Source organism: Stenotrophomonas sp. 3diitr2024 (assembly GCF_042136455.1).
GTDB lineage: Bacteria > Pseudomonadota > Gammaproteobacteria > Xanthomonadales > Xanthomonadaceae > Stenotrophomonas > Stenotrophomonas sepilia.
Window position 1 is genome coordinate 1 of the sequence record NZ_JBHHMJ010000739.1, and the last position, 17,091, is coordinate 17,091.

General features: G+C 66.8%; 12 protein-coding genes. 5 read left to right on the forward strand and 7 right to left on the reverse strand.

Annotation, left to right across the window (positions count from 1 at the left end):
* Positions 1–23: 23 nt before the first annotated feature.
* Entirely contained in the window at positions 24–1,103 is a 1,080-nt protein-coding gene (locus ABGA94_RS19430; protein WP_375367954.1) for a YeiH family protein, read from the reverse strand.
* 102 nt (positions 1,104–1,205) lie between these two features.
* Between ABGA94_RS19430 and ABGA94_RS19435 the strand changes: the two genes are divergently transcribed.
* Both ABGA94_RS19435 and ABGA94_RS19440 read left to right on the forward strand, forming a co-directional pair.
* Positions 1,206–2,081 carry a LysR substrate-binding domain-containing protein gene (locus tag ABGA94_RS19435; RefSeq protein ID WP_262219646.1) on the forward strand — a complete coding sequence of 292 codons (876 nt, stop codon included), beginning with the start codon at positions 1,206–1,208 and terminating at the stop codon, positions 2,079–2,081.
* A 410-nt stretch (positions 2,082–2,491) separates the two neighbouring features.
* Positions 2,492–4,366 (forward strand): ATP-binding cassette domain-containing protein, encoded by a 1,875-nt coding sequence (locus ABGA94_RS19440; protein ID WP_111187551.1) that lies wholly within the window; start codon positions 2,492–2,494, stop codon positions 4,364–4,366.
* A 154-nt stretch (positions 4,367–4,520) separates the two neighbouring features.
* Here ABGA94_RS19440 and ABGA94_RS19445 read toward each other — a convergent pair whose 3' ends face one another.
* Entirely contained in the window at positions 4,521–4,982 is a 462-nt protein-coding gene (locus ABGA94_RS19445; RefSeq protein WP_005416218.1) for a cytochrome c, read from the reverse strand.
* A gap of 9 nt (positions 4,983–4,991) precedes the next feature.
* Positions 4,992–5,375 (reverse strand): c-type cytochrome, encoded by a 384-nt coding sequence (locus tag ABGA94_RS19450; protein WP_134956215.1) that lies wholly within the window; start codon positions 5,373–5,375, stop codon positions 4,992–4,994.
* Between the two features lie 205 nt (positions 5,376–5,580).
* Here ABGA94_RS19450 and ABGA94_RS19455 point away from each other — a divergent pair, with 205 nt between their 5' ends.
* From ABGA94_RS19455 to ABGA94_RS19465, 3 genes are read left to right on the forward strand one after another with little or no spacing between them, the layout of a single operon-like run.
* Positions 5,581–6,726 carry an efflux RND transporter periplasmic adaptor subunit gene (locus ABGA94_RS19455; RefSeq protein ID WP_138953667.1) on the forward strand — a complete coding sequence of 382 codons (1,146 nt, stop codon included), beginning with the start codon at positions 5,581–5,583 and terminating at the stop codon, positions 6,724–6,726.
* On the forward strand, positions 6,723–10,244 hold the full coding sequence (locus ABGA94_RS19460; protein ID WP_053499673.1) for an efflux RND transporter permease subunit: 3,522 nt from the start codon (positions 6,723–6,725) through the stop codon (positions 10,242–10,244). Before ABGA94_RS19455 ends, ABGA94_RS19460 begins: the two co-directional genes overlap by 4 nt.
* Positions 10,241–13,327: an efflux RND transporter permease subunit gene (locus ABGA94_RS19465; RefSeq protein WP_065185171.1), complete on the forward strand. Its 3,087-nt coding sequence runs from the start codon at positions 10,241–10,243 to the stop codon at positions 13,325–13,327. The genes ABGA94_RS19460 and ABGA94_RS19465 overlap by 4 nt, the downstream gene beginning before the upstream one ends.
* Before the next feature lie 72 nt (positions 13,328–13,399).
* Here ABGA94_RS19465 and ABGA94_RS19470 read toward each other — a convergent pair whose 3' ends face one another.
* Genes ABGA94_RS19470 through ABGA94_RS19485 form a run of 4 tightly spaced genes read right to left on the reverse strand, consistent with a single transcriptional unit; the run spans position 13,400 to position 16,952 of the window.
* Positions 13,400–14,245: a phytanoyl-CoA dioxygenase family protein gene (locus ABGA94_RS19470; RefSeq protein ID WP_005416223.1), complete on the reverse strand. Its 846-nt coding sequence runs from the start codon at positions 14,243–14,245 to the stop codon at positions 13,400–13,402.
* A gap of 49 nt (positions 14,246–14,294) precedes the next feature.
* Positions 14,295–15,515 carry a TraB/GumN family protein gene (locus tag ABGA94_RS19475; RefSeq protein ID WP_088123866.1) on the reverse strand — a complete coding sequence of 407 codons (1,221 nt, stop codon included), beginning with the start codon at positions 15,513–15,515 and terminating at the stop codon, positions 14,295–14,297.
* Between the two features lie 4 nt (positions 15,516–15,519).
* Positions 15,520–16,050 (reverse strand): GNAT family N-acetyltransferase, encoded by a 531-nt coding sequence (locus ABGA94_RS19480; protein WP_005416225.1) that lies wholly within the window; start codon positions 16,048–16,050, stop codon positions 15,520–15,522.
* A gap of 14 nt (positions 16,051–16,064) precedes the next feature.
* Entirely contained in the window at positions 16,065–16,952 is an 888-nt protein-coding gene (locus ABGA94_RS19485; protein ID WP_005416226.1) for a carbon-nitrogen hydrolase, read from the reverse strand.
* Positions 16,953–17,091 lie beyond the last annotated feature (139 nt).

The window sequence follows — 17,091 nt, forward strand, 5'->3', positions numbered from 1 at the left end:
GACCGTTGGTCGGCACGCCCTGCTCAGCCCAGCACCGCCAACACACCCTGGTGGATCGCCAGGCCACCGAACAGCAGCCAGGCGAACAGGATCAGCGCCAGCAGCAGTGGCTTCAGGCCGGCCTGGCGCAGCGCCGAGACATGGGTGGTCAGGCCCAGCGCGGCCATCGCCATCGCCAGCAGCACGGTATCCAACTGCACCAGCCCGGCCTGCAGGCTGGCCGGCAGCAGGTGCAGTGAATTGAAACCGGCCACTGCCACGAAACCGAACGCGAACCACGGCACTACGATGCGCGCCTTGCTGCCGTCGGCGCCGGCCTTGCCGCCACGCGCCAGCCACAACGACAACACGACCAGGAACGGCGCCAGCAGCATCACCCGCACCATCTTGGTGATCACCGCGGTATCGGCGGCGGCTTCGCTGACCGCGCGGCCGGCGGCCACCACCTGCGCCACTTCGTGCACCGTCGCACCAGTGAACAGGCCGTACTGCCGCGCGCCCATCGCCAGCCAGCCGTGCGACTGCACCAGCGCATACAGCGCCGGGTACAGGAACATCGCCAGCGTGCCGAACACCACGACGGTAGAAACCGCGACAGTGACCTGCGCAGCGCGGCCACGCACCACCGGTTCGGCGGCCATCACCGCTGCCGCACCGCAGATCGCGCTGCCGGCGCCGATCAGCATTGCCGCCTCGCGTTCCATCTTGAACACACGTACGCCCAGCCAGCAGGCCAGGCCGAAGGTGCTGGCGACCACCAGCACGTCCATCAGCACGCCGCTGACGCCGACATGGCCGATGTCCTGGAAGGTCAGGCGCAGGCCGTACAGCACGATGCCGGCGCGCAGCAGCCAGTGCTTGGAGAAGCCGACACCGGCCGCGCTGCTCGGCGCCAGCCGCGGGTAGAGGGTGTTGCCGACCACGATGCCGGCCACGATGGCGACGGTCAGTGCACTCAGGCCATGCGCCTGCAACCAGGGAAGCTCGGCCAGGTACAGCGATGCCGCCGCGATCAGGCCCACCAGCAGAAGGCCGGGCAGGCGCGGCTGCCAGCGTTGGCGCAGGGCGGGCAGGGACCAGGAGGAGAGAGCGGGGGCGTTCATGGCAGGGGTAGGGCTGTAGTGACGGGACAAGCGTGCGCCTTCGTCCCTGACCTGTAAAACGAATAATATTGGTGAAACCTACCTATCAAGCTGGTAAATGCCATGCGCCTGACCTTGCGCCAGCTGCAAGTCTTCGTCGCCATCGCCGACCACGGCAGCACCACCGCCGCCGGCCAGGCCATCGCGCTCTCGCAGTCGGCCAGCAGCGCCGCCCTGCAGGAACTGGAGGCGCACTTCGGTACGCCGCTGTTCGACCGCATCGGCCGTCGCCTGGCGCTGAACGGGCACGGCCGCGCACTGCTGGAGCCGGCGCGCACCCTGCTGGTCAATGCCGCTGATCTGGAGCGGCAGCTGGCCGCCGGCGGAGACCCGTCGCAAGGGGCACCGCTGCGGTTGGTACTGGCCGCCAGTACCACCATCGGCAACTACCTGCTGCCGCAGCGCATCGCTGAACTGCTGCGGCAGGCGCCGCAGGCCGAAGTCGACCTGCGCATCGACAACAGTGCTGGCGTAGTCGCCGCTGTGCAGCGCCTGGACGTCGACGCCGGCCTGATCGAAGGCCCGTGCCATGAGCGCGGTTTGCAGGTCACGGCCTGGCAGCAGGATCCGCTGGTGATCGTCGGCGCCGCCGACGTCCCCCCGCGCTGGTCGCTGGACGAACTGCGCCGTGCCCGCTGGCTGCTGCGCGAACCGGGGTCCGGCACCCGCGAAGCAGTGGAACAGGCGCTGTTGCCGCACCTGCGCGGCTTCGCCCAGACCCTGCAGCTGGGCAATACCGAAGCGATCAAGCAGGCCGCCATCGCCGGTCTCGGCCTGGCCTGCCTTTCCCGCCACGCGCTGGAAGAGCCGCTGGCCCTGGGCCGGCTGCGCGTGCTGGAGACCCCGCTGCCGCCCCTGCAGCGCACCCTGTGGTTGGTACGGCATCCCGGCAAGCAGTGGCTGCCGGGGTTGCAGGCGTTGCTGGGGGACGTGGAGTAGCAGGGATCGGTCTTGCACTGCGCGAATTCCACGAAGGGGTCAGAGCCCTTTGCGCAGCAACGGGATCCGACCCCGACAGATCGACAGGCCTTGCAGCGCTCATCCACGCGTGGCCTGGATCTGCCGTGTCGACCAAGGTCGACACCCACCCGCGCAGAATGCCGTTCCGACAGATCGCGGGAAACTGTCAGAGGCGGGGCGGTGTGGGTCTGCAGGACCGTTGGTGCCGTGGATGGCGCCATCGAGCCCCCAAGGAGGGGTTTACGGCGTGTCCTGCAGACCCGCACCGCCCCGGCATCCCACAGGAAACCAGCTTTTGACGTTGCCGTTGAAGTTGCCGGCCAGCGGCCGGCACTACCGCGGGTGCCGGGTGCAACCCGGCCGACGCCCCGAACCCGTACAATATCCGGATGCCTCTGATTACTCTGCAGAACGTCGACTTCAGCGTCGGCGGCCCGTTGTTGCTGGAAAAGGCCGAACTGTCGATCGAGCCGGGCGAACGCATCGCCTTGATCGGCCGCAACGGCGCCGGCAAATCCACCCTGCTCAAGCTGCTGTCCGGCGATCACAAGCCCGATGACGGGGAAGTCCGCGTGCAGCAGGGCGTGCGCGTCACCCGCCTGGAGCAGGAAGTGCCACATGGCGCCGCCGGCTCGGTGTTCGACGTCGTCGCCGATGGCCTCGGTGAACTGGGCCAGTGGCTGGCCGAATTCCATCACCTGAGCCACGCCGAAGTATTTGATGGCGAAGCACTGGGCAACGTGCAGGCCAAGATCGACGCCGCCAACGGCTGGGGCCTGGATCAGCGCGTCAGCGAAACCCTGACCAAGCTCGACCTGGACGGCGAAGCCGAGTTCGGCCGCCTGTCCGGCGGCATGAAGCGCCGCGTGCTGCTCGCCCGTGCGCTGGTGTCCAGCCCCGACGTGCTGCTGCTGGACGAACCGACCAACCACCTCGATATCGAAGCCATCGACTGGCTCGAAGCGTTCCTGAAGGGTTGGAGCGGCAGCGTGGTGTTCGTTACCCATGACCGCCGCTTCCTGCGTGCACTGGCCACCCGCATCGTCGAGATCGACCGTGGCCAGGTCACCAGCTGGCCGGGCGACTGGGCCAACTACGAGCGTCGCCGAGAGGAGCGCCTCAACGCGCAGGCGCAGGAAAACGCGCGCTTCGACAAGCTGCTGGCGCAGGAAGAAGTCTGGATCCGCCAAGGCATCAAGGCGCGCCGCACCCGCGATGAGGGCCGCGTGCGCCGCCTGAAGGCGATGCGCGTGGAGCGTTCGCAGCGCCGTGATCTCAGCGGCAACGTCAAGATGGAAGCCGCACAGGGCATCAGCTCTGGCAAGAAGGTCATCGACGTCAAGGATATTTCGTTCGCCTTCGGTGAGCGCACCATGGTCCGCGACTTCACCACCACCATCATGCGCGGCGACCGCATCGGCCTGATCGGCCCCAACGGCAGCGGCAAGACGACGCTGCTGAAGCTGCTGCTGGGCGAGCTGCAGCCGGCCAAGGGCGAAGTCAACGCCGGCACCAACCTGCAGATCGCCTATTTCGACCAGTACCGCGCGGTGCTGCGCGAAGACTGGAGCGCGATCGAGAACGTGGCCGAAGGCCGCGATTTCCTCGAGTTCAACGGCAAGCGCAAGCACGTGCATGCCTACCTGCAGGACTTCATGTTCACCCCGGAACGCGCGCGTGCGCCGATCACCCGCCTGTCCGGTGGCGAGCGCAACCGCCTGCTGCTGGCCAAGCTGTTCGCGCAGCCGTCCAATCTGCTGGTGATGGACGAACCGACCAACGACCTGGACGTGGAAACTTTGGAGCTGCTGGAAGAGCTGCTGGGCGAGTACACCGGCACCCTGCTGCTGGTCAGCCATGACCGTGACTTCATCGACAACGTGGTGACCTCCACGCTGGTGATGGAAGGCGACGGCGTGATCGGCGAGTACGTCGGTGGCTACAGCGACTGGCAGCGTTATGCGGCCAGCATCGCGGCGCCTGCCTCGGTCCCCGCAGCCCAGCCGCCGGCCGCCGCCCCGGCCGCTGCCCCCCCGGCTGCCCCCAAGCGCAAGCTGGCCTACAAGGAAGCACGCGAGCTGGAGCAGCTGCCGAAGACCATCGAGAAACTGGAAGGCGACGTCGAAGGGTTGACCTCGGCGATGAACGACCCGGCGTTCTATACCCGCAGCAGTGCGGAAGTGACCGCGCACACCCAGCAGCTGGCCAAGGTGCAGGCCGAGCTGGATGCCGCGTACGCGCGCTGGGAAGAGCTGGAAGGCTGAGTATCGGTCGGCGCCAGCAGTGCGCCGATTGATCGGATGAAGAATCAGTAGATCCACGCCATGCGTGGATATGCGGATCTGTGCGGACCAACGGTCCGCACCCACCAATCAACGGTCCGTGCGGACTAGGGTCCGCACCCACCGGGGCCGGCCGTCATTTGACCCCGTGCAGATCCCGCAACTGGCTCGGCCGGCTACCGAAATACGCGGCCAGATCGGCGATGTCCTGATCGCTCAGGTCCTTCGCCTGCGGCGTCATCAGCGCATGCTGGCGGTCGCCGGCGCGGTAGGCCTGCAGCGCATGCGCCAGATAGTCGCCGTACTGCCCACCCAGCTTCGGATAGGTCGGATCGATCGGCGCATTGCCATCGGCCCCGTGGCAGTCGATGCAACTCTGGTTGGTGGCCTTGCCCTTCACCTTGGCGCGGGCTTCACCGGCGGCCTCGCGGCCTGCCGGCAGGCCGGCGGAGGACGAAGAGCCGTGTTCGCCGCTGGCATGGCCCGGGTCGGCGGCGGATTTCTCGCTGTTTTCCACCTGCGACTGCGAACAGGCCGCCAGCAGCAGGGCAACGGACAGGGCGATGGCGTGACGCATCGGATGCGCGGCTTTCGACATGGGCGGGCCTTACTTGACGGTGGACAGGTAAACAGAGAGATCGGCGATCTCCTGTTCGCTGAAACTCATCGACTGCGCCTGCATCGTCGGATGCCGGCGCTTGCCCTGGCGGTACTCGGTCAGGGCCTGGGCCAGGTACTGCTGGGTCTGGCCGCCGATCTTCGGCACCCGGTAGCTGGGGTAGGCGTTCTTGTAGCCGGTGATGCCGTGGCACCCCTGGCAGGTGTAGGCCAGGACACGGCCATTGTCGAAGTTGCCGGTGGGCGTGGCAGGCGCCGGCGCGGCGGCAGACGCCGGGGTGGGTGTGGCAGGAGCGGGAGCGGGCTGTGCGGCGGCCCCAAGGGGCAGGAGGACGGCCAGAGCGAGACAAGCGGCGAGCGGCTGCGGGCGCATGGTGTCGTTTCCGGGGATTCGGGTCTGGTCGTTCCGGCGTGGGGTACGGAACGACCCGAGTATAGCCTCAGGTTTCATCTAGCTGAAATGGGGGCGGGCCGACCAGCGGCGTGAAGACACCATGACCTTTGGGATATGGTGTTGCCGTGAAGTGGTGCATTACTTTGCTGCCACACCTGTCCACGCATCCTCCAGGGACCTGACGATGTCGCACCCAACCTTCCTGTCCGGCCGTCGCAGCGGAATCTGCGCTGCCGCACTGCTGATCTCCACCTCCCTGCTGCTGGGCGGTTGCGCCGCAGGGCCCAATTCCGAAGCCAAGGCTGCCGAGACCAAGGAGGAGAAGAAGGTCGACGCAGTCCCGGTCGAAGTGGCGGTGGCCAGCCATCGTGCGGTCGCAGCCAGCTACACCGGCACCGCGGCGCTGGAGCCACGTGCAGAGTCGCAGGTGGTCGCCAAAACCTCCGGCGTGGCCTTGGCGGTGCTGGTCGAGGAAGGGCAGCGGGTCACCGCCGGCCAGCCGCTGGTGCGGCTGGACCCGGACCGCGCGCGCCTGGCCGTGGCGCAGAGCGAAGCGCAGATGCGAAAGCTGGAAAACAACTACCAGCGCGCACAGAAGCTGGTCGGCCAGCAGATGGTCAGCGCTGCCGATGTCGACCAGCTGCGCTACGACCTGGAGAACGTCCGTGCGCAGTACCGCCTGGCTACGCTGGAGCTGTCCTACACCACGGTCGTGGCACCGATCTCGGGTGTGATCGCCTCACGCTCGATCAAGACCGGCAACTTCGTGCAGATCAATACACCGATCTTCCGCATCGTCGACAACTCGCGGCTGGAGGCCACGCTCAACGTACCCGAACGTGAGCTGGCCACCCTGCGTGCCGGCCAGCCGGTGACGCTGGCGGCCGACGCACTGCCGGGCCAGAGCTTCACCGGCACCGTTGACCGCATCGCGCCGGTGGTGGACTCGGGCAGCGGCACGTTTCGCGTGGTCAGTGCCTTCGATGGCGCCGCCCACGCGCTGCAGCCCGGCATGTTCGGCCGCATCCGCATCGATTACGACCAGCGTGCCGATGCGCTGGTGGTGCCGCGCCTGGCGTTGCTCGATGACGGTGAACCTGCGGTGTTCCGCGTGCGCGAAGGCAAGGTCGCACGCATTCCGGTCAAGCTGGGTTACGCCGAGGGCCCGTGGGTGGAGATCCGTGATGGCCTGGCGGCCGGTGATCAGGTGGTCACCGCCGGCAAGGTCGCCCTGCGCGACGGCACCACGGTGCAGGTGATCGCCGATCCGAAGGCGAAGGCGGTCGCGGCGGCCGCCAAGTCCGCAGACAAGGCCGGGAGCAAGCAATGACTGCCCCGGGCCACGACCACGGTGCCTCGCCGGCGAGCGACGGCGCCGCCGCCGGCATGCGCGGCGGCCTGGTGGAATTCGCCACGCGTCGCCGTGTGACCATCGCCATGTGCACGGTCACGCTGCTGCTGTTCGGCCTGATCGCGCTCGGCAACCTCAAGGTCAACCTGCTGCCCGACCTGAGCTACCCGACGCTGACCGTGCGCACCGAATACACCGGTGCGGCGCCGACCGAAATCGAAACCCTGATCACCCAGCCGGTTGAAGAAGCGGTGGGCGTGGTCAAGAACCTGCGCAAGCTGAAGTCGGTCTCGCGCACCGGCCAGAGCGATGTGGTGCTGGAGTTCGCCTGGGGCACCAACATGGACCAGGCCAGCCTGGAGGTGCGTGACAAGATGGAAGCGCTGAACCTGCCGCTGGAGGCCAAGGCTCCGGTGCTGCTGCGCTTCAATCCGTCCACCGAGCCAATCATGCGCTTGGTGCTGTCGAACAAGACGGCGCCGACCAGCGATGCCGATGCGGTCCGCGAGCTGACCGGCCTGCGCCGCTATGCCGATGAAGACCTGAAGAAGAAGCTGGAGCCGGTCACCGGCGTGGCAGCAGTGAAGGTGGGCGGTGGCCTGGAAGACGAGATCCAGGTCGACATCGACCAGCAGAAGCTGGCGCAGCTGAACCTGCCGATCGACACCGTCATCAAGCGTCTCAAGGACGAGAACATCAACATCTCCGGCGGCCGCCTGGAGGAGGGCTCCCAGCGCTTCCTGGTGCGTACCGTCAACCAGTTCGCCGACCTCGAGGAAATCCGCAACCTGCTGGTGACCACCCAGGCCGCCAATGGCAGCGCAGCCGACTCGGCGTTGCAGCAGATGTTCAACATCGCCGCGTCGACTGGTTCGGCTGCAGCCATCGCCGCCGCGTCGGCGGCACAGAGCGCATCGTCCGGTGGTGGCTCCAGCGTGGTCGCCAATGGCGTGCCGGTACGCCTGAAGGACGTGGCCACGGTGCGGCAGGGCTACAAGGAGCGTGAAGCGATCATCCGCCTGGGCGGCAAGGAATCGGTCGAGCTGGCCATCTACAAGGAAGGCGACGCCAACACCGTGTCCACCGCCGAAGCGCTGCGCAAGCGCCTGGAGCAGATCAAGGGTACGTTCCCGTCCGATGTCGAGCTGACCACCATCGAGGACCAGTCGCGCTTCATCGAGCACGCCATCGCCGACGTCAAGAAGGACGCGGTGATCGGTGGCCTGCTGGCAATCCTGATCATCTTCCTGTTCCTGCGCGATGGCTGGAGCACGTTCGTGATCAGCCTGTCGTTGCCTGTATCGATCATCGCCACGTTCTTCTTCATGGGCCAGCTCGGCCTGAGCCTGAACGTGATGTCGCTGGGAGGCCTGGCCTTGGCCACCGGCCTGGTGGTGGATGACTCGATCGTGGTGCTGGAGAGCATCGCCAAGGCCCGCGAGCGTGGCCTGGGCATCCTGCAGGCGGCCATTGCCGGCACCCGCGAAGTGAGCATGGCGGTGGTTGCCTCAACCCTGACCACCATCGCCGTGTTCCTGCCGCTGGTGTTCGTCGACGGGATTGCAGGACAGCTGTTCCGCGACCAGGCGCTGACCGTGGCGATCGCCATCGCGATCTCGCTGCTGGTGTCGATGACCCTGATCCCGATGCTGAGCTCGCTGAAGGGGCGGCCACCGCTGGCGTTCCCGGAAGAGGCGCCGAACGAAGCATGGCAGCCGCAGAAGCGCTGGCAGAAGCCGGTCGCGCTGGGCCGCCGTGGCGTGGTTGCCAGCGTGCGCTGGAGCTTCTATGCGCTGGCCTGGCTTGTCGTGCGCGTGTGGCGTGGCGTGGTGGCAGTGGTCGGCCCGGTGATGCGCAAGGCCAGCGACCTGGCGATGAAGCCCTATGCAGGCGCCGAGCGAGGCTACCTGCGCCTGCTGCCGAGTGCGCTGGCGCATCCCGGCAAGGTGCTGGGCGTGGCAGCCATCATCTTCGTGGCGACCATGGCGCTGGTACCGATGCTTGGCGCGGACCTGATTCCGCAGCTGGCGCAGGACCGGTTCGAAATGACGGTGAAGCTGCCGGCCGGCACGCCGCTGAAGCAGACCGATGCGCTGGTGCGCGAGCTGCAGCTGGCGCACGGCAAGGGGGAGGGCGTGGCCTCGCTGTATGGCGTCAGTGGCAGCGGCACCCGGCTGGATGCCAGTCCGACCGAAAGCGGCGAGAACATCGGCAAGCTGACTGTGGTGATGGAAGGCGGTGGCAACGCGCGCACTGAAGCGGCAATCACCGAACGCCTGCGCGGCACCATGAGCCAGCACCCGGGCGCCCAGGTCGACTTCGCGCGGCCGGCGTTGTTCAGCTTCTCCACGCCGTTGGAAATCGAACTGCGCGGGCAGGACATGGCGACCCTGGAAGTGGCCGGCCAGCGCTTGGCGGCGATGCTGCGCGGCAATGCGCACTACGCCGACGTGAAGTCGACGGTGGAAGAGGGCTTCCCGGAAATCCAGATCCGCTTCGACCAGGAGCGCGCGGGTGCGCTGGGCCTGACCACCCGCCAGATCGCCGACGTGGTGGTGAAGAAGGTGCGCGGCGACGTCGCCACCCGCTACAGCTTCCGTGATCGCAAGATCGACGTGCTGGTGCGTGCCCAGGAAGGTGACCGCGCCAGCGTCGAGAGCATCCGCCGGCTGATCGTCAATCCGGGCAGCACCCGCCCGGTCACCCTGGACGCGGTGGCCGACGTGGTCGCCACCACCGGCCCCAGCGAGATCCATCGTGCCGACCAGACCCGGGTGGCGGTGGTATCGGCCAACCTGCGCGACATCGACCTCGGCGCAGCCATGCGCGAAGTGCAGCAGATGGTGGCCGAGCAGCCGCTGGGTGCGGGCGTTGGCCTGCACATCGGTGGCCAGGGCGAGGAGCTGGCGCAGGCGGCGAAGTCGCTGATCTTCGCCTTTGGTTTGGCGATCTTCCTGGTCTACCTGGTGATGGCCTCGCAGTTCGAGTCGCTGCTGCACCCGTTCGTGATCCTGTTCACCATCCCGCTGGCGCTGGTCGGCGCGATCCTGGCGCTGATGCTGACCGGCAAGCCCATCTCGGTGGTGGTGTTCATCGGCTTGATCCTGCTGGTCGGCCTGGTCACCAAGAACGCGATCATCCTGATCGACAAGGTCAACCAGCTGCGCGAAGCCGGCGTGGCCAAGCATGAGGCGCTGGTGGAAGGTGCGCGCTCGCGCCTGCGCCCGATCATCATGACCACGCTGTGCACGCTGTTCGGCTTCCTGCCGCTGGCGGTGGCCATGGGCGAGGGCGCCGAAGTGCGTGCACCGATGGCGATCACCGTGATCGGTGGCCTGCTGGTGTCGACGCTGCTGACGCTGCTGGTGATCCCGGTGGTGTACGACCTGATGGACCGTCGCGGCGACGCCTATTACCGTGAGCGCGGCCGCAAGCATGCCGGTGAAGGCCTGCATGGCGACGAGGGCGGCACGGCAGGTGTGGAGGAGCCGGCATGAGCGTTGCCGAGTTCTCCATCCGCCGCCCGGTCACCACCATCATGTGCTTCGTGTCGCTGGTAGTAATCGGCCTGATCGCTTCGTTCCGGCTGCCGTTGGAGGCGCTGCCGGACATCTCCGCGCCGTTCCTGTTCGTGCAGATCCCATACACCGGTTCGACGCCCGAGGAAGTGGAGCGGACCATCATCCGCCCGGTCGAGGAGTCGCTGGCGACGATGACCGGCATCAAGCGCATGCGCTCATCGGCCACCTCCGAGGCCGCGCTGATCTACATCGAGTTCAGCGACTGGGACCGCGACATCGCCATTGCCGCGTCCGACGCGCGCGAGCGTATCGATGCGATTCGCAGCGACCTGCCCGACGACCTGCAGCGCTACAACGTGTTCAAGTGGTCCAGCAGTGACCAGCCGGTACTGAAGGTACGCCTGGCCAGTACCACCGACCTGACCACTGCCTATGACATGCTCGACCGTGAATTCAAACGGCGCATCGAGCGTATTCCCGGTGTGGCCCGCGTCGATATCACCGGTGCACCGCCGAACGAGGTGGAGATCGCCATCGATCCGAACCGGCTCAACGCGCATGGGTTGAGCATCAACGAGCTGAGCGAGCGCCTGCGCACGCTGAACTTCTCGATCTCGGCCGGTCAGATCGACGACAACGGCCAGCGCGTGCGCGTGCAGCCGGTGGGCGAGATCACCGACCTGCAGGAGATGCGCGACCTGGTGATCAACGCCAAGGGCCTGCGCCTGGGCGATATCGCCGACGTGCGCCTGAAGCCGGCGCGGATGAACTACGGGCGCCGTCTGGACGGCAACCCGGCGGTGGGCCTGGATATCTTCAAGGAGCGCAGTGCCAACCTGGTGGACGTCTCGCGTGCGGCGCTGGCCGAAGTCGAGGCGATCCGCGCGCAGCCGTCGATGCGCGACGTGCAGATCAAGGTGATCGACAACCAGGGAAAGGCGGTGACCTCGTCGCTGCTGGAGCTGGCCGAAGCCGGTGCGGTCGGCCTGATCCTGTCGGTGACGGTGCTGTTCTTCTTCCTGCGCCATTGGCCGTCGACGCTGATGGTGACCCTGGCCATTCCGATCTGCTTCACCATCACCCTGGGCTTCATGTACTTCGTCGGGGTGACGCTGAACATCCTGACCATGATGGGCCTGCTGCTGGCCGTGGGCATGCTGGTCGACAACGCCGTGGTGGTGGTGGAGAGCATCTACCAGGAGCGCGAGCGCATGCCGGGGCAGCCACGGCTGGCCTCGATCATCGGCACCCGCAACGTGGCCATCGCGCTCAGCGCCGGTACGCTGTGCCACTGCATCGTGTTCGTGCCGAACCTGTTCGGCGAGACCAACAACATCAGCATCTTCATGGCGCAGATCGCGATCACCATCTCGGTCTCGCTGCTGGCCTCGTGGCTGGTCGCGGTCAGCCTGATTCCGATGCTGTCCGCACGCATGGCCACGCCCAAGCTGGTGCACTCGCAGACCGGCCTGATCGCGCGCCTGCAGCGGCGCTATGCACAGCTGCTGGACTGGTCGCTGCACCACCGCGGCTGGAGCCTGCTCGGCATCCTGCTGGTGGTACTGGTCAGCCTGGTGCCGATGAAGCTGACCAAGGTCGACATGTTCGGGGGCGAGGGCGGCAAGGACATCTTCATCGGCTACATGTGGAAGGGCGCCTACACCTACCGGCAGATGTCCGAGGAAGTGGCGCGCGTGGAGAGCTGGATCGACCAGAACCGCGAGCGCCTGCACGTGAAGCAGGTGTACTCCTGGTACAGCGAGCAGGAAGGCAGCTCCACGGTGGTCACCCTGGACGAGAAGTACGCCAAGGACATCAAGGCGCTGCAGGAAGAGTTGCGCAAGGGCCTGCCGAAGTCCGCCCGCACCGACTATTTCGTCGGTAACCAGGGCGGCGATGGCGGGGGTGGCGGCAACCAGGGCGTGCAGGTGCAGCTGGTGGGCGATTCCAGCTCGATGCTGCAGGAGATCGGCCAGGAAGTGGTGCCGTTGCTGGCGCAGCGTGCCGAACTGCGGGACGTGCGCATCGACAACGGCGAGAAGGGCGGCGAGCTGAAGGTACGCGTCGACCGTGAGCGTGCAGCAGCGTTCGGTTTCAACGCCGAACAGGTGGCCAGCTTCGTCGGCCTGGCGCTGCGCGGCGCACCGATGCGCGAGTTCCGTCGCGGTGACAATGAAGTGCCGGTGTGGGTGCGCTTTGCCGGCGCCGAGCAGAGCAGCCCGGAAGACCTGGCCGGTTTCAGCGTGCGTACCGGCGATGGCCGCAGCGTGCCGCTGCTGAGCCTGGTCACCGTGGACGTTGGTTCGTCGGCCACCCAGATCGGCCGTACCAATCGTCAGACGACATTGACCATCAAGGCCAACCTGGCCGGGAAGGTCACCGCACCGGACGGGCGCAAGGCGATAGAGGCCGTGCTCAAGCCGATGAACTTCCCGGCCGGCTACGGCTTCACCTTCGATGGCGGCGACTACGGCAACGATGATGAAGCCATGCAGCAGATGGTGTTCAACCTGCTGATCGCGCTGGTGATGATCTACGTGGTGATGGCGGCGGTTTTCGAGTCGCTGCTGTTCCCGGCGGCAATCATGAGTGGCGTGCTGTTCTCGATCTTCGGCGTGTTCTGGCTGTTCTGGATCACCGGCACCTCGTTCGGAATCATGTCCTTCATCGGCATCCTGGTGCTGATGGGCGTGGTGGTGAACAACGGCATCGTGATGATCGAGCACATCAACAACCTGCGGCGCAGCGGCATGGGCCGTACCCAGGCGCTGGTGGAAGGCTCACGCGAACGCCTGCGCCCGATCATGATGACCATGGGCACGGCGATCCTGGCGATGGTGCCGATCTCGCTGACCGACACGCAGATGTTCGGCAATGGCCCGGAGTACTCGCCGATGGCGCGCGCGATTGCCGGCGGCCTGGCGTTCTCGACCGTAGTCAGCCTGCTGTTCCTGCCGACGATCTACGCGGTGCTCGATGACCTGCGCAATGCCGTGACGCGGCTGATCCGCCGCGCGCGTGGAGTGGAGATGGTAGAGCCGGGCGCTGCCCGGCTGTAATGCACGTCAACGTGTTGTGGTGTGGGGGAGGCCGGTCGTAGTGGGGCGGCCTCCCCCTTTTTTCGGCTTGGGTCAGGCCTTGCGCAGGAACCAGGTCCGGCGCGTGTACTCGTGACCGAAATCCACCTGCCCGAACCGTGCGATCTCACGCTGGCCACGCCGGTAATAGCGCCACGGTGCTTTGGACAGCGGAGGAGTTTGCCCGTAGAAAACATCCATGTGGCCCACCGGCATCGACTTCGGCGTTACGTGCATGACCACGCTGCGACGCGTTCCGGCAGAGGGATGTGGCGCGCCGCCGTGGAACAGCTGCGGGTGCCAGACGATCACATCGCCAGGCTGCACGTGCACCGACTGCGGCTTCAGGCCAGCGTCTTCGCATTGACGCGCCACCGCATCCTGATAGGCGGTCCAGCCTTCCGGCGACATGGCGCTGATCGGGCCGTCGCCGAAGACAGTGCGTCGCAGCGCCTGCACGTCAATCGGCGGCAACAGGTGGCTGCCCGGAACCACGCGAAGGGGGCCATTGCTTTCATCAACCGCATCCAGTGCGGTCCACACTCCCATGTAGCGCTCGCCCGGAGAGGTGCAGAACACTGGCGTATCGCGATGCAAAGACTGTTCCGATCCGCGCTCGTAGTAGAGGCTGGTGTAGAGCGTGGTCGGTTCGCCGAGGAACCGGTCGCAGACGTCGATGGCCGGGTTGTCAGTGAGCAGGCGGGTCATCGCATCCACCGCCAGGTGCAGGTTGACGACCCGATACATGCGCTTGTGTTCGTCCAGGTTGCGCGACACCGCCTTTGGATTGCGCTGCTTGAAGCGCGCGATGCGCGCGTTGATGTCCTGGACCAGCGCGGGTGCGATGGCCTGGCGCACCACCACGAAACCATCGCGCATCAGCGCATCGTATGCATCCATTGGAGTGTTCCTTCCTAAAACGCTGAGTATAGGCACGAGCGCTGGGACGTCATCCCGCCACCTTTCCCCACACCTTGAACGTGGTCAGCCACAGGCCAAGCATGCTGCCGATGTTGGTCAGCATGAAGGTCAGCACCACGCGGGTAACGCGATTGCGGTACCAGCCCTTCAGGCTCTGCGCATCGTCGCGCAGCTTCAGGAAGTCCTCGTAGGCTGGCTTGCGCACACGCGCTTCCACCAGTGCCGAGAAGGCGCCGGTCGGGATGCTCAGGCGGAACGGCTTGAACGGGGCTACCGCGATCGCGGTGAGGATGCTCAGCGGGTGACCACCGGCCAGCAGGCAGCCCAGGCCGGCCAGGCCGCCGGTATACATCGCCCAGGTTGCCAGCAGCTCGGTGCCTACGCCCAGGCCGCCGCGGTAGAAGCCTACGCCGATGCCGGTCGCCACGATCGCCAGGATGCCCAGCGTGAACCACGGGATGTTGCGCTTCTTCGGCACCGCCTCCAGCTCGGCGCGCAGCGGCGCCGGTGCCTCGGTGTCGGTTTCCAGGTGGCGTGCCAGACCCGCCAGGTGGCCGGCTCCGACCACTGCCAGCACTTCGCGCTGGCGCGGGTCGTGTTCTTCGCGCAGGCGGGTGGCCATGTAGCGGTCGCGCTCGCCGATGATGGTTTCGTACAGCGCCGGGCTCTCGCTTGCGAACTCACCGAAGCTCGATTCCAGCATGTCGCCCTGCTTGAGCTTCTCGATCTCGTTCTCGCCCACTTCCTCGGACGAGAACAGGCCGGCGCCGAGGCCGGCAACCAGCTTCAGCTTGCCGAAGAAGCCCAGCCGTTGCGACGCGCGGCGGAAGGTCAGGCCAACCTCGCGGTCGATCAGGTGCACCGGCAGGTTGCGTTCGCGGGCGAGTTCCACCGCACGTTTCAGCTCGGCGCCGGGCTCGATGTCGAGTTGCTCGGCCAGGCGGCGCTGATAGGCGGACAGAGCGAGGTTGGCGGCGAACAGGGCGACGCGGCCCTTGCGGATCACCTCGACCAGGTCGAGCTTGGCGAGCGTGTCAGGGTCGCTCAGCGCCTGCAGGCGCTGCGGGTCCAGCTCGACGGCAACGGCATCGAAGCGGCCGCTGTCGATGGCTTTTTCAACGGCCTCGACGCTGGCGCGGGAGACGTGGGCGGTGCCCAGCAGGGTGTAGCGCACGCCGTCGCGTTCGACGACGCGCACCGGCTGGCCGGCGAACAGGTCGTCGCCGGTCTCGGGAAGGGTTTCGGTCATGGGTTCATTCATTGGAGGGTGCGGTGTCGGCGCCATCGCCGAGCGCGCGCTGCATCTGTACGGTGTCCAGCCAGCGGCCATGCTTGCGGCCGAGGCCACGGAACACGCCCACCAGCTCGAAGCCGAAGCGTTCGTGCAGCTTGATCGAGGCGGTGTTGGTCGGTTCGCCGATCACCGCCACCATCTGCCGGTAGCCACGTGCCACGCAGGCGTCGATCAAGGCCTGCAGCAGGCCGGTGCCGACACCCTTGCCCTGGAACGCGGCATCGACGTAGACCGAGTTCTCCACGGTCCACTGGTAGGCAATGCGGGTGCGATAGGTGTTGGCATAGGCATAGCCAGCCACCTGGCCGTCGATCTCGGCGACCAGGTAGGGGAAGCCACGATCAATGATGTCGCGCATGCGGCGCAGCATCTCGGTCGCGTCCGGGATGTCGTACTCGTAGGTGTTGACGAAGTCAGTCACTTCCACCGCATAGATCGCGGTGATCGCGTCGATGTCGGCCGGGCCGGCATCACGGATGAGGACGGCCATGCGCGGGCTCCGGCTCAGTCGATGTAGCGCTTGAGCAGGTCGCCGTATGCATCGATGCGGCGATCACGCAGGAACGGCCAGATGCGGCGCACATGCTCGCTGCGCTGCAGGTCGACGTCGCACAGCAGCACGGTGGCCTCGGTGCCGGCCTCGGCCAGGAACTCGCCCTGCGGGCCGAGCACGTGGCTGTTGCCCCAGAACTGGATGCCCGACGCGCCCAGCGGCGACGCCTCGTGGCCGACGCGGTTGCAGCTCAGCACCGGCAGGCCGTTGGCCACGGCGTGGCCACGGTGGCTCAGCACCCAGGCGTCGCGCTGGCGGGTCTTCTCGTCCTGCACGTCGTCCGGGTCCCAGCCGATCGCGGTCGGGTACAGCAGCAGCTCGGCACCGGCCAGCGCCATCAGGCGCGCCGCTTCCGGGTACCACTGGTCCCAGCACACCAGCACGCCCAGGCGACCCACCGACGTATCGATCGGCTTGAAGCCGATGTCGCCCGGGGTGAAGTAGAACTTCTCGTAGAAGCCCGGGTCGTCCGGGATGTGCATCTTGCGGTACTTGCCGAGCAGGCTGCCGTCCTTCTCGAACACCACGGCGGTGTTGTGGTACAGGCCGGCAGCGCGGCGCTCGAACAGCGAGCCGACCAGCACCACGCCATGCTTCTTCGCCAGTGCGCCCAGGCGCTCGGTGCTCGGGCCCGGAATGGATTCGGCCAGGTCGAATTCGTCCACCGATTCGTGCTGGCAGAAATACGGGCCGTTGTGCAGTTCCTGCAGCAGCACCAGCTTGGCACCCTGCGCAGCCGCCTCGGCCACGCGTGCTTCGATCACCGCCAGGTTGGCGGCGGCATCACCGTGGTTGCGCTCCTGGATCAGGGCGACGGTAAGGGGGCTGCGCGAGTTCATGCGGGGCGTTCCTGCGGGGGAAAACCTGCATGTTAGCGCGGATGGGCGGCGACGGCGTGTTGCGCGCTGAATGGGTGATGGTAGTGCCGGCCGCTGGCCGGCATCCCCATCAATCCGTCAGGCATTGCCTGGTTGCCGG

Excerpts from the sequence above, each read along its gene's own strand:
- ABGA94_RS19430 (WP_375367954.1), bottom strand. The coding sequence starts at position 1,103 with ATGAACGCCCCCGCTCTCTCCTCCTGGTCCCTGCCCGCCCTGCGCCAA.
- ABGA94_RS19435 (WP_262219646.1), top strand. The coding sequence starts at position 1,206 with ATGCGCCTGACCTTGCGCCAGCTGCAAGTCTTCGTCGCCATCGCCGAC.
- ABGA94_RS19440 (WP_111187551.1), top strand. The coding sequence starts at position 2,492 with ATGCCTCTGATTACTCTGCAGAACGTCGACTTCAGCGTCGGCGGCCCG.
- ABGA94_RS19445 (WP_005416218.1), bottom strand. The coding sequence starts at position 4,982 with ATGTCGAAAGCCGCGCATCCGATGCGTCACGCCATCGCCCTGTCCGTT.
- ABGA94_RS19450 (WP_134956215.1), bottom strand. The coding sequence starts at position 5,375 with ATGCGCCCGCAGCCGCTCGCCGCTTGTCTCGCTCTGGCCGTCCTCCTG.
- ABGA94_RS19455 (WP_138953667.1), top strand. The coding sequence starts at position 5,581 with ATGTCGCACCCAACCTTCCTGTCCGGCCGTCGCAGCGGAATCTGCGCT.
- ABGA94_RS19460 (WP_053499673.1), top strand. The coding sequence starts at position 6,723 with ATGACTGCCCCGGGCCACGACCACGGTGCCTCGCCGGCGAGCGACGGC.
- ABGA94_RS19465 (WP_065185171.1), top strand. The coding sequence starts at position 10,241 with ATGAGCGTTGCCGAGTTCTCCATCCGCCGCCCGGTCACCACCATCATG.
- ABGA94_RS19470 (WP_005416223.1), bottom strand. The coding sequence starts at position 14,245 with ATGGATGCATACGATGCGCTGATGCGCGATGGTTTCGTGGTGGTGCGC.
- ABGA94_RS19475 (WP_088123866.1), bottom strand. The coding sequence starts at position 15,515 with ATGACCGAAACCCTTCCCGAGACCGGCGACGACCTGTTCGCCGGCCAG.
- ABGA94_RS19480 (WP_005416225.1), bottom strand. The coding sequence starts at position 16,050 with ATGGCCGTCCTCATCCGTGATGCCGGCCCGGCCGACATCGACGCGATC.
- ABGA94_RS19485 (WP_005416226.1), bottom strand. The coding sequence starts at position 16,952 with ATGAACTCGCGCAGCCCCCTTACCGTCGCCCTGATCCAGGAGCGCAAC.